The 15418-nt window shown below is 37.2% G+C and carries 1 protein-coding gene and 1 pseudogene; one reads left to right on the forward strand and one right to left on the reverse strand.

Annotated elements, in window-relative coordinates; all coding sequences use genetic code 11:
* Positions 1–100 precede the first annotated feature (100 nt).
* A pseudogene (locus JFT89_RS06130) lies at positions 101–15156 on the forward strand (DUF7507 domain-containing protein).
* Positions 15157–15223: 67 nt separating this feature from the next.
* Here the strand turns inward: JFT89_RS06130 and JFT89_RS06135 are convergent.
* Positions 15224–15364, reverse strand: a complete 141-nt coding sequence (locus JFT89_RS06135) for an FbpB family small basic protein (protein WP_001228051.1) — start codon at positions 15362–15364, stop codon at positions 15224–15226.
* Positions 15365–15418: the final 54 nt, after the last annotated feature.

The following is a 15418-nucleotide window of genomic DNA, read 5'->3' on the forward strand; positions in this document are numbered from 1 at the left end:
TTTGCATCATTTTTTCCGAATCAACTTGTACATGTTTCCCTTTACCAGTCACACACATATCCTATTTTGACCAAGACTATATTGTAAATGAGGTGACAACATGCCCATTACGAATCGATTTTCTACCACCACTAACGGCGCACTCGCTATTACAGGAAACACACTAGGTTTAAGTAAAATTAGTAATCAAAACCGTGCTGGTACAATCGGGGCAATTGGTGCATTCGTAACTACGAATACCGCTTTACAAGTAACGACTTTTCCTGCTGGTACAACATTAAACTATACACAAAATAGTTCTACCGCTATTTTAAATATCCCTGCTGGTAGTACTATTCTTTACGCAGAACTCGTTTGGGGTGGAAACTATTTATCTCGGGATCAAAACATTACGAGTGTATTAGGAAACCCCGTTTCTTTTACAACACCTGTGTCAACATACTCAATTACCCCCTCGGCTGTTACAGCTTCAAATCAAACATTTGTTTCTGGATCTGTCACATTTGGATTTTATACACGATCAGCGGATGTAACGTCGCTCGTTCAAGCTGCTGGATCTGGATCTTATACAACAGGTTCTGTTCCTGGACTTGTAGATCCTTTAGACGCTTCTAATGGAGCCATTAATTCTGCAGGATGGACGCTTATTGTCGCTTATCAAAACGGTTCCTTACCCGCAAGAAATTTAACAATTTACGTAGCTGGTAACCGTGTTTCTGTAGAAACCGGTAGTGCAGATGTATCTGTCTCAGGGTTTTTAACACCTGCCGGGGGACCTGTAAGCGGGAGATTATTTTTAAGTTCTACTGAAGGGGATGCTGATTTAACTGGGGATCAAGCTTTATTTGGACCAAATTTCAGTTCATTAAATGCATTATCTGGGCCAAATAATGCTGTTAATAATTTCTTCGGTTCTCAAATTAATAACGCTGCAGGGAACTTAGATACAACTGGTACATTTGGAACGCGAAACCAGAGTGCCTCTACAAGTACAAATATCTCCGCTGGAAGACAAGGATGGGACATTACTTCCATTGATATTTCTCCTTATTTAACAAATTCCCAAGTATCTGCCGCAATTCGTTTAACTACTAACGGGGATGCATATATGTTAAATACAGTCGGTTTACAAATCAATATAAACTCACCTAATATACAAGCAACTAAAAGCGTGAATAAAAGTGTCGCTACAATTGGAGATATTCTAACCTATACAGTTACTGTTCCTAACACCGGGCTTCTTCCTGCAAATAACGTTACTTTTACAGATGTTCTCCCTAACGGTACTTCCTTTATACCTGGAAGCGTAACGATAGATAACGTACCACAAACAAACGCAAATCCGGCTGCTGGTATTTCTCTTGGAACAATTAATAATGGCTCTTCTCGTACTGTAACTTTCCAAGCGACTGTCGTTTCCCTTCCGAGTCAAAACCCTATCTCTAACACTGCTAATATTACATTTCAATATACTCCAATTGCCGGAGGAACGACATTTAACGGTATTGCAACAAGCAACTCTGCAGGAACACAAATTAACCTCGCAGATATTAATGGCACAAAATCAGTTAATAAAATCTTTACCGATATTGGCGAAACGTTAACTTACAGTATTGCCTTAGCTAATATAGGGAATATTGCGGCAACTAGTGTTGTATATACAGATCCGATTCCTAGCGGGACTACTTTCATTCCAGGGAGTGTAACTGTTAACGGAGTTACTCAAGCTGGAGCAAACCCCGCTAATGGTATATCAATTGGATCTATTGCTGCTAATTCTACGACTACTGTTTCCTTTCAAGTATTCGTTCCTTCTATCCCACAAACAAATCCAATATTAAATAGTGGTACAACAACATATCAATATATTCCTGTACCAAATCAGCCTGCAGTAAGCGGGACTGATACGACGAATATCGTATCTACTCAAGTGAATAACGCTACTGTAACTATGGCAAAAGCAGTAGATAAAAACTATGCAGATATTGGCGATACACTGACTTACACGGTTGCCTTTACAGGTACAGGTAATACGAATGCGAACAATGTTATTTTTACAGATGTCATTCCTACAGGAACAACTTTTGTCCTAAACAGTTTAACAATAGATGGCTCGACACAAGTTGGCGCAAATCCCGCTAATGGTGTGAACATAGGATCCATCCCAACTGGTACGACTAAAAACGTTTCATTTCAAGTAGTAGTAAGCACAATACCCGCGTCAAATGTCGTATCTAACGGATCAAGCGCTTCTTATCAGTACACCGTCAATCCTAGCCAATCACCCGTTACGAAAAACATTTCTTCTAATCTCGCTTCCACTCAAATTAACAATGCGAATTTAACATTAACAAAATCTACAAATAAACAATTTGCCACAATTGGCGAAACGATAAGTTATACAATCCTTATTACAAACAGTGGAAATACGGCCGCCAATAACGTTCAACTAACAGATCCACTTCCAAATGGAACGATATTAACATTAGGTTCTGTAACGCTCAACGGAGTTTTGCAAAATGTAGATTCTCTCGTTGCTTTACCTATCGGCACAATTCCTGGTGGAGCTACTTTCACCTTATCCTTCCAAGTAACAGTCATTAACATTACTGCACAAAACCCTATCATTAATAACGCTTTCTCCTCTTATATTTACACTGTAAATCCAAGCCTGCCACCAACTTCAAAAACAGCAAATTCTAATTCTGTTACATCAACAATTAGACTAGCAAATCTTCATGCTAATAAATCTGTAAGTCAAACGTTTGCGGAAGTTGGAGATGTATTAACTTACACCTTTGCTCTTACAAACGATGGAAATGTTACAGCGAACAATGTATTACTATCCGATTCCATTGCGAATGGCACTTCCTTTGTGCCAAACAGTGTTATAGTTAACGGTGTTACTCAGCCGGGCGCAACACCAGCTAGCATCAATATTGGTAGCATCAATGCTAATACTACAATTACAGCTTCATTCCAAATATTAATAACTAGTATTCCAAATCCTAATCCTATTTTGAATAGCGCTTCCATCTCCTATAACTTTATCGTTGATCCAAACGCTTCTCCTGTAAGTACAAACACAACTACAAACACTACATTTATCCAAGTTAATGATGCAAATGTAATTTCGGCAAAATCAGTGGATCGAGAGTTCGCTACTGTTGGAGATATATTAACTTATACCGTTATTTTAACGAATGCAGGAAGCGTTTCTGCTGATAATCCTACTTTCATAGATATAAATCCAGATGGTACTACCTTTATTCCAAATACTTTTCTTATTAATGGCGTTTTGCAAAACAATGCAGATCCAAATATCGGTGTCCTGTTACCTTCTATTCCTGCTAGCGGATTAATTACCGTTTCTTATCAAGTAACTGTCACTGCTTTACCAGCCCAAAATCCAACAACTAATTCATCGAGTACACAGTATAGTTTCGTTCTAAATCCAGGTGATCCACCAATTATAGAAACATCTTTAAGTAATACTGTAAGTACACAAATTAATTTAGCAAATGTAGTTATTGTCAAAGAGGTAGATTTAACTATTGCCGATGTTGGGCAACCAATCACATATACAATTTCCTTAGCTAACCTTGGCAATACTACAGCAAATAATGTTGTTGTTACCGATATAATCCCTCCCGGCACCACTATCGTACCAAATAGTATTTTTATAGGTGGCGCTTTACAGCTAGGTGCAGACCCAAGTACCGGCCTTCAAGTCGGCTCCATTCCTGCAGGTGGTTTTACTACGATTGTTTTTCAAATAAGTGCAAATGGGCTACCTTCACCAAATCCAATTCAAAATAGCGCTTCACTTCAATATAGCTTTATCGCCGATCCGAGTTTACCTGCTGTTGTTAGAAACGCTGCTAGCAATATAGTAACTACACAAATTAATACTGCTAATATTGTTGCTACAAAACTAACAAGCACAAATTTCGCTGATGTTGGTGATGTCATATTATATGCAACTATTTTAACAAATAACGGGAATATCCCTGCTTCTAATGTAACGTTTACAGATATCATTCCAGCGGGTACCCTCTTCATTCCTAACACTGTAACGATTAACAATGTCCCTATAGCAAATGCAAATCCTGCTAACGGTATTTTGATCGGTACGATCGGGGCGAATTCATCACGTACCGTTTCATTCCAGGTTTTTGTACCAAATATCCCTGCGGTAAATCCGATTACAAATCAATCAAGCACTACATTCCAATACACGTACGATCCATCCAAACCAACCGTAATGCAGATGGTGGCTTCTAACACGGTACAGACAACTATTAATAACGCCTCAATTGCCGCTACAAAATCTGCAGATAAACAGTTTGCTAACGTAAATGATATTATTACGTACACGACTACTTTAACAAATAACGGGAATACACTTGCATCAAATATAGTATTTACAGATGCCATTCCAAGTGGGACTTCATTTATTCCAAATAGTGTAACAGTAAATGGTACTACACTCCCTAATATAAATCCAGCAAATGGCGTAGCAATTGATCCAATAAACCCCAATACAAATACAACAATTTCATTTCAAGTAATAGTAAATTCCATCCCTAGTCCAAATCCAATCCCGAACCAAAGTAATACAACGTACCAATATGTCGTAAATCCTAACTTACCTCCAGCATCTGCCAATGCGTTAAGTAACGTAATAACAACTCAAATTAATAACGCTACGATCGTCGCTACTAAATCAGTGAATACACCGACAGCTGCAATTGGAGATATCGTTACCTATACGATTGCAGTTACAAACACAGGTAATATCCCTGCTAGTGCAAATGTTTTAACGGATGGGCTTGGCGCAGGAGCTTCATTTATCCAAAACTCCGTAACTATCAATAATGTTCCACAACCAGGATTAAATCCATCACTTGGTATTCACTTAGCAGATATTCCACCAGGTAATACTGTATTTATTGCTTTTCAAGCACAAATTTTAGCGATACCGCCTAGTGGCACATTAACAAATAATGCCCTTGTAAATTATGAATATACAGTGAACCCAAACCAATCACCTGCTGTTGGTAGTACAATTACAAACACAACGGTTACTCCAATTATTGATGCTACTCTATCTATAAATAAAACTGTCAATTCAACATTCGCTACTATTGGAGATACACTTACTTTCACTTCTACCATTACTAATTCCGGTAACACTACCGCAAACAATGTTATTTTTACAGATTTAATTCCAGATGGTACAACGTTTATTCCAAATAGTTTTACAGTAAATGGAACAACCATTCCTAATGCAAATCCACAAAATGGTATCAATATCGGTAACATAAATTCAAATGCATCAGTTATACTCAGCTTTCAAGTAAACATTACAACGATTCCAAATCCTAATCCAATCCCTAATAAATCATCGCTTCAATATAGTTTTATTGTAGATATTAATGAACCACCTGTTTCACGAACAGTTAAATCCAATAAAACTTTTACACAAGTAAATACTGCTTCCGTTATCGCAACAAAAACTGCGAGCAGTGCATTTGCTGCTGTTGGCGATACAATTACGTATACAACTACTCTCACTAATAACGGAAATACAACTGCAAACACACCTGTTTTTATCGATATATTACCACCTGAACTTTCATTCGTTCCTGATAGCGTACAAATTAATACCACCCCACAACTCGGATTTAGGCCAGATAACGGGGTTCCTTTAGACCCAATTCCAGTTGGAGGAACGACAACCATCAGCTTCCAAGCTATTGTCGGTTCAATACCAGCTTCAAACCCTACGATGAACCAATCTAGTACAACATACTCTATCATTATTGACCCTACCGAGCCGCCTGTTACAGAAACGGCTACTAGTAATCCGGTCTTAGTTCAAATAAATGAAGCAATCATTCAAGCAACGAAAAGTGTGGATCGTATCTTTTCTGACGTAGCACCTGGAAATTCATTTTTAACGTATACTGTTTTATTAGAAAATATAGGGAACACGACTGCTACTAATATCATTTTTACAGATCCGATTCCAAATAATACAGTATTTATAGAAGATAGCGTTCGAGTAGGTGGGGTTTTATTACCTGGAGTAAATCCAGCGAATGGGATACCTATTGGAGATATTATTGCAGGAGATTTTATAAACGTCACCTTCCTCGTGCAAGTAGTTAGTATTCCAAATCCAATTTTCACAATTGGGCCTGGGGGACCAAACTCACCGGTTGTAAATGGTGCTTCTATTAATTATCAATTTATGACAGGACCTAATTTACCACTCGTTTCACGAAGTACAACATCCAATTCTGTTTCGACACAAATAAATTCTGGGGAAATTGTAGCGGTTAAATCCGCGGATAAAAATTTCGCAACGATCGGCGATACAATTTCTTATACAATTACATTAAATAACCCTGGAAATGTCACTTCACAAAATATAATTTTCACGGATATTTTGCCTGATGGAACGACATATATTTCTGGAACTCTTACAAATGATTCTGGTACGCAGCAAATTGGCAATCCGGCAAACGGGATTCAGATTGGAAATATAAATCCAGGTGGTACGGCTACTATTACGATAAATGTCCTTGTGACAAACATTCCAAGTATAAATCCAATCTCTAATTCTAGTTCTGTACAATTTCAGCATATTGTCGATCCAAGTCAACCCGCTATAACACAAACCGTTTCATCTAATACCGTGACTACGACAATAAATAGTGCGATATTAACTACAACAAAAAGTGCTGATAAATCTATAGTTTCTGTCGGAGATACAATTACGTATACAACGACTATTACGAATACTGGTAATACACCCGCAACTAATATAACATTTACAAGTGCTATTCCAGCTAGCACTACATTTACACCAAATTCAGTCACAATAAATGGAGTTCAACAGCCTGGTGCGCAACCAGCACTTGGAGTAAATATACCCAATATCGCTCCTGGCCAAACAGTAACTGTTACTTTCCAAGTAAATGTTATTTCTATTCCACCTTCAAGTTCGATTATGGGTAACGATACAATTTTATATTCTTATACTGTTGATCCAAACGGTGCTCCTGCTACTACTTCTACTTCAACGAATATTGTTACAACCCCTGTATTAGATGCTATGATAACGATGGTAAAATCGGTCGATCAAACGCTTGTAACGCTAGGTGATACCATCACCTATACGACAATTTTAACGAATAACGGTAATACAAATGCAACTAATATTACTTTCATTGACCTTATACCAGATGGCACAACGTTTATTACTGATAGTGTTACAATAAATGGCATCACACAAATTGGTCTTAACCCTAATACAGGTATAACGATTGGATCAATTGCTCCTAACAGCTCAATATCTATAGCATTTCAAGTTACCGCTACTTCCACCCCTGTTCAAAATCCCATTGCCAACTCCGCTACTGCTTCTTACACATTTATCGCTGATCCAAATGCACCGATTGTTTCAAGAAATGTTACTTCAAACACAACGTTTACTACAATTAATACAGCTACCATTCTTTCATCAAAGCAAGTTGATAAAGCTTTTAGCCACATCGGAGATACACTCACTTATACTGTCGCTCTAACAAACAATGGAAATTCATCTGCACAAAATGTTATTTTCACAGATACAGTGCCAAGCGGAACAGCATTTATTGCAAACACATTTTCTATTAATGGAATTCCTCAAAGTGGCGCGGATCCAACGAACGGTGTAAATATTGGGCCTATAACAGCTGGGTCTACAGTAAATGTTTCCTTCCAAGTAAACGTGACCTCAATACCAACTGAAAATCCAATTGTAAATTTCTCATCGACATCGTACCAATTAGTCTCACCACCAGATGCAGAAACTTCAATTAGTAATCCTGTTTCAACACAAATTAGAGAAGCTATATTATCTATGATGAAAAATGAAAGTCTATCCTTTGCAGATGTCGGGCAAACTGCTTTTTACACTACTTCTATTACCAATGTAGGCAATACGGATGCAACTAATATTGTATTCACAGATGTATTACCAAGTGGACTCACATTTATTCCTAACACATTAACTGTCGATGGCATTTTACAACCTAATGCGGATCCAAATACAGGTGTATTACTTGCAGCACTTCCACCAAATGAAATATATAGTATCGTCTTTCAAGTTACAGTGAACAGCATTCCACCTATTAATCCAGCACCGAATACAGCATCAACGACATATGAGTTTACTGTTGATCCAGGTAATCCGCCGGTATCGAATACAGCTAGCTCCAACACTACACTTCTTCAAATAAACAACGCAAATATTATTAGTACAAAAACAGCAAATCTTACTTTTGCGGATGTTGGTAATACAATAACATTTACACTTAACCTTCCTAATACAGGGAATGTGGCTGCAACTGATGTAACGATTATCGATATTCTTGATAGCAATTTAAGTTTCGTTCCAAACAGTTTCACAGTTAATGGGCAAACCATTCCAAACGCTGATTTATCTACTGGTGTAAATATTGGTTCAATTAGTGGTGGTAATACGGCAATCGTTACATTCCAAGCAACTGTTACTACACTTCCAACACTTAATCCAATTTCTAATTTTGCTTCTACCACATATCATTATGTCGCTGATCCTAGCCTGCCACCTATTACAACTTCCAATCAATCGAATACAACGACAACACAAATTAATAGCGCTATCCTTACTGCACAAAAAAATTCAAATGCGGAAACGGTAGATATCGGGCAGGATATCGTCTACTCCGTTACAATTACAAATAGCGGAAATGTTAGTGCAACGAATGTTATTTTTACCGACCTTATTCCAGCCGGAACTTCCTTTGAACCGAATAGTTTTACACTTAACGGAATTAGCATCCCAAATGCAAATATAATTACAGGTGTTCCAATTGGTGATATCGCGCCAAACCAATTGGTGATATCGCGCCAAACCAATCTGTCATCGTAGCATTTCATATTAATGCCAATGAAATTCCGCCTATAAATCCAATTTCCAACCAAGCTAGCGTTAGCTTCCAACATATCGTTAATCCAGCAAATCCTCCAGTTTCAAAAAATATTACTTCTAACAGCGTTACAACAAAAATTGAAAGTGCTATTTTAAACACTATTAAAATAGGAGATAAAGCTTTTGCAACTATCGGTGATACGATTACGTATACAACTACTATTACGAACACAGGAAATATTCCTGCTAACAACGTTATTTTTTCAGATCCTTTACCAACATGGACACAATTTGTTGCAGGATCAGTTGTTGTTGATGGCACTCCATTACCATCCGCTTCTATTATTAGCGGTGTTGGCATAAATACAATAACTCCAAATCAAATCGTAACAATCATATTCCAAGTTCAAATTGTAAGCAATCCAACAACGTTCACACCTGAACTCCAAAACTTAGGATTTGTTAACTTCCAATATAACGTAGGCAATTCATTACAAGCCCAGCCTGGCAATGTGGAAACGAACGTCTTCGTTACTTCTATTAATTCAGCAATACTTTCAGCTGTAAAAACTGCTAATACAGCCTTTGCAAATATCGGAGACACAATCACTTATACAGTTTTGATTCAAAACAGCGGCAATACAAACGCTACGAATTTAAATTTTTCAGATCTTATTCCAGCTGGAACGACCTTTGTTGAAAATAGTTTTTCTGTAAATGGAAGTATCATTCCAGGAGCAGATCCAAATAACGGGGTTAATATCGGAACCGTTAGTACGAACAGTTCCTTAACTGTTACTTTCCAAGTCATGGTTGCATCTACTCCACCTTCAAACCCAATTACAAACGTTGGATCTATTCAATTCACATTCATTGTTGACCCGGCAGCTCCTCCTGTTACAAGCACAATAAATTCTAATGGCGCTTCAACACAAATTAATAACGCTACCGTTACTACTGTTTTAGAAGCAAATCGATCAATCGTATCCATCGGAGATATAATTACGTATACAGCAATATTAACAAATACCGGAAATTTCCCTGCAAATTCTGTATTGCTCATAAACGGAGTTCCTGTAGGTGCAGTATTCGTTCCAAATAGCGTTACGTTAAATGGAATGTCACTTCCAAATGCAAGTCCAACTCTCGGTATTCCAGTTGGTATTATCGCACCAGGTGATTTTGCTACTATTACGTTCCAATTTCTTGCAAGTTCTATTCCACCGCAAGGGGCGATTATAAATCAAGCCATTACAAGTTACACGTATATTGTCGATCCAAGTCAACCTCCAGTTACAGCAACATCCTCATCTAATACGGTTAATACAGCTGTCGTTGATGCATCGTTATCCGTAATTAAAAATACAGATTCTCTCGTACAATCTACTAACGGTACAATCACTTACACAGTAGTCGTTCAAAATAACGGAAATACAACTGCAAATACAGTTAATTTAACAGATTTGGTCCCAGAAGGAACTACATTTATTCCTAATAGCGTGACCATTAATAGCGTTTCCGTTCCAGGTGCCGATCCAAACGTAGGGATACCATTAAACGCAATCGCGCCGTCAGAAATTGTCACCGTCACATTCCAAGTTATCGTTCAATCCATTCCAAGCGTGAATCCAATTTCTAATACAGCCCGTATTGACTATACTTTTATCGCCGATCCAACCTCTCCTATCATCTCTCGTACAATTACTTCTAATCCAGCATCCACACAAATTTCAGATGCGACTATCATTTCTTTAAAAGCAGTCAATGCACAACAAGCAACAACTAGCGATATTTTGACCTACACGATAACATTAGAAAATAACGGAAATATCTCAGCAACTAATCTCTCATTTTTAGATTCTACTCCAAATGGGACTACATTCGTAGAAAATAGTTTTACACTTAACGGAACAGCTATACCTGGTGCCAATCCAAACGTAGGTGTTACTTTGCCTAACCTTGCAGCAAACGCTACTCACCTTATTTCGTTTCAAATTCTTATTAATAATTCATTCTCGCAAGATTCTATTACAAATCAAGCCAATACAACATATACAATTCAACCAGATCCAAGCCAGCCGCCTATTACTGAAACATCTACAAGTAATATTGTCATTACAAATTTTGTGCAAGCACAATTGACAATTACAAAAACGTCCAATCCAATAACTGTAGATATTGGTGGAACTATACTTTATATTTCTGAAGTGAAAAATATCGGCAATGTTGACGCAATAAATATTATTTTTACAGATTCTATTCCAGCTGGGACTACATTCGTTCCCGATAGTGTCACAATTAACGGTGTCCTGCAGCCAGGTGTAAATCCAGAAAATGGAATACCAATTGGAACGATTCCAGCAAACAGTTCCAAAACAATACTATTTCAAGTGCAAACAAACAATCCACCTACTGAAACCGAAATTATAAATCAATCTTCAGCAACTTATCAATATGTAAGTATTCCTACAGCTCCACCGGTGAATCGCTCTGCAAATTCTAACATTGTTACAACATCACTTCAAAATGCAAATATTATTTCTGTTAAAAACGCGAATGTAACTTTCGTATCAATTGGGCAAATTATTACCTATACAAATACACTACAAAATATAGGAACCGTTCCAGCTAACAATACTATGTTCATTGATAACATTCCAGAAGGTACGATATTCATTGAAGATAGCTTATCAATAAATAATGTGATTCAGCCTGGCGCGAATCCTGAAAACGGAGTGACTCTCGGCACGATACAACCAAATGAAACAGTCACTATTTCATTCCAAGTACAACTTACAAGTATACCTTCCGGCAATACGGTCATTAACATTTCAGACACTTCATATGAATACCAAATTGACCCTAGTTCTCCAATTATTCAGCGTAGATCGTTATCAAATGCAGTAAACACTGAAGTGCGGACGGCAAATGTTAGTGCAATTAAATCCGCTAATAGATCCATTACACGTATCGGCCAAATTATCACATATACAGTCGCAGTTACAAACGCTGGTACAGTAGCTATTACAAATGCACTACTTATTGACGCAATTGCAGCTGGAACCACATTCGTTCCAAATAGCATCCTTGTAGATGGCATAACACGACCTAACGAAAATCCAATTACTGGAATCACCCTTGGCATTATCCTTCCAAATAATACGATTATCGTTACGTTCCAAGTAAATGTAGTCTCTATACCTTCACAAAATAATATTAATAATATCGCTGTCATTCACTATGAATATCAACCGGATCCAAGCTCACCACCAATTTCAGAAACGACCTCTTCCAATAGTACAAATATACAATTTATTGACGCTATTCTTATCGCTACAAAATCCGCTAATAAAGTATTAGCTAATATTGATGAAATCATTGAATATACAGTATTAATCCAAAATAACGGATCCACTACAACTAACTCCATCTTTTTTACAGATACTATAGAAGATGGAACAGTATTTATTCCGGGAAGTGTAATAGTTAACAATACTGTACTTCCTGCAGCAGATCCGAATATCGGCTTTTCCATTGCTAATATCGCGTCAGGTCAATCGACAACAATAACATTCCAAGTTTCCGTTACGAATTTACCTGCTGTAAATCCAACACCTAATACTGCAAACATCGTCTACGACTTTATTTTCAATCCTGACTTTGCACCAATTCAAAAATCTACTACTTCCAATACTACTTTCGTTCAAATTAATGACGCTGATATCGTTTCACCGAAAAATGTTGATTTAACTTCTGTAACGATTGGTGACATTTTAACTTATACAACAACTTTAACGAATACAGGGAATACGGATGCTACTGCTGTTGTATTTACAGACAATATTCCTGATGGAACAACCTTTATAGACGGTAGTGTTTTAGTAAATAATATTCCTCAGCTTAACGCCAATCCAAGTGCCGGTATACTTGTAGGAACGATTGCTCCTGACATTTCTATTCCAGTCACATTTTCTGTTACCGTCGTAGCTCTTCCAGCTAGCGGCCATGTTCAAAATCAATCAACTTCTCGTTATACAATAAATGGGGAAGAACAAATATCGACTAGTAATATTACCTTCACTGAAGTTATTTCTGCTAATGTAATTGCTACAAAAACAACGCCTATCCAATATGCTGACCTACAAACTATTATCCCTTACACAATTTCCATCATAAATAATGGGAATATACAAGTGGAAAACATTATTGTTACAGATATCATTCCAGCAAATACGAGTTTTATAGAGAATAGTGTTATTGTGAATGGCAACGCTCGTCCAAATGACAATCCACTTAGCGGTATACCAATTGATAACATTCCGCCTAATACGACAGCAACTATTCTATTCCAAGTCCGGGTTACTTCCATTCCGCAAACAAATCCAATCTCTAACACGAGTACAATTGAATATGAATACACGGTACCAGATAGGCCACCTATTACCGAAACTATTATTTCAGCAGCTGCCGTAACAGAAATTCATCACGCGAATTTAAATAGCAATAAAGCTGTTGACCTTGCATTTGCAACGGTCGGTGATACGTTAACGTATACGATTACACTAAATCAAACTGGTAATGTTTCAGCAGATGATGTAGTCATTCAAGATATTATTCCTCAAGGTACTACGTTTATAGAAAATAGTGTCATTGTAAACGGAGAAACTGTTCCGGGAGTTAATCCAGTAAGCGGCATACCAATTGGTACTATAATTGTAGGTGGAGATGCCATCGCTTCCTTCCAAGTAACTGTGACTTCTATTCCAACACCAAATGAACTCAGCAACAAAGCAATTACTACTTTTAACTATATAGTCAACCCAAATAACTTACCTGTTACAAATACGACTACAACAAATACTGTCACAACAACTGTCCAAAATGATAATGTCGTTGCCATAAAATCTGTTAATGCCACGAATGCATTACCTAGTCAAACTTTAACGTATACAATTACAATTACTAATAGCGGTAATGTAACGATTGAAGACCTTCTTGCCATAGACACCGTACCAGTAGATACAATTTTCATTACTGGCAGTGTTACGATTAACGGGATCAATCAGCCTAATGCGAATCCTGAAAATGGTATTCCATTAGGAAACCTTGCTCCTAATGAATCTGTTGTCATTACGTTCCAAGTAACAATATCTTCTTCGACTCTTCAAACTGCTATCAATAACGACGCTTCTGTTTCCTATACTGTTACCATTGATCCGAATGAACCACCTATTACAATTACAAAGCAAACAAATACCGTTACAACAACGATCGTTGATCCAATGGTGCGCATTGAGAAAAACGCCGACAAATCTTCTGTCGTTATAGGAGATATTATTACATTCACATTAGAGGTATTTAATTATTCCCCAATTCCTACAGTAAGTACTTCCGTTTTAGATATGATTCCAGCTGGTACAACATTTATAGAAAACAGTGTAACAATTAACGGTACTCCGGTTCCAAATATTCGACCAGACACTGGTATTAACATTGGTTCCTTATCGGCAGATGGAGTAGCAACTATAACATTTAAAGTTCTCGTAACTTCTATCCCTTCAAACAGTACAATTATCAATTCCGCAACAGTTACAGCTGCTTTCCAATTGACACCACAGGATCCAATTATTATTTTCATCGTTAATTCGAACATTGTTCGCATACCAGTTCAATTTATAACTGCAACTGTGCTTAAAAACGCTTCCGTTAGCTCAGCTTATTTAAACCAATATTTTGATTATACGGTGCATATTACGAATACTTCCGAGATTTCACTTTCAAATATTTCATTACAAGACACCATTCCAGCAGGTTTACAATTTATGAACGGTACGGTCTTCATTAATGGGGAACGCTCTCCACTAGCGAATCCGAATATCGGTTTCCTAGTCGCTACTAATTTGGAACCGAACGAAACAATTATCGTGTTATTCACAGTACAAGTGATAAGTCCACCTATTAATAATGAATTTAAAAACACGGCAAACGTTTCTTTACAACTTCAAGTCTCTCCTACCGATCCACCAATCACAGTAACCATTACAAGTAACGAAAACATCGTCACCTTCATTCCAGAAAATCCAGATGAAACACTTCCAAATTTAAATTGTTTCTTTGACGGTGAACGTTTCATACGCATTACTCCTCGAAATATACGAAATTACTTTTGGACTTGGATTTGGTGGCGTTAATCAAAAAAGAAAAAGCTTGTAGTTCGGATAATATCCAAACTACAAGCTTTTTTCATAAACAAAATTATCAATTGCTAGCAGCACTATATGCTACATGTCGTTTCTCAATCCGTTCTTCAATTTCTTTCATATTCTCTTTATTAGTTAGTAGGGATTGTTTATTTTCTATTAATAATTGTTTAAAGGATTTTCTCACTTTTTTTCGCATGTTTATTTTCCTCCTTGGGGGATGGTTTATATAAAAGATAACTTGAAACTTTAA

This window comes from Bacillus sp. TH25 (assembly GCF_016650935.1).
GTDB classification, from domain to species: domain Bacteria; phylum Bacillota; class Bacilli; order Bacillales; family Bacillaceae_G; genus Bacillus_A; species Bacillus_A mycoides.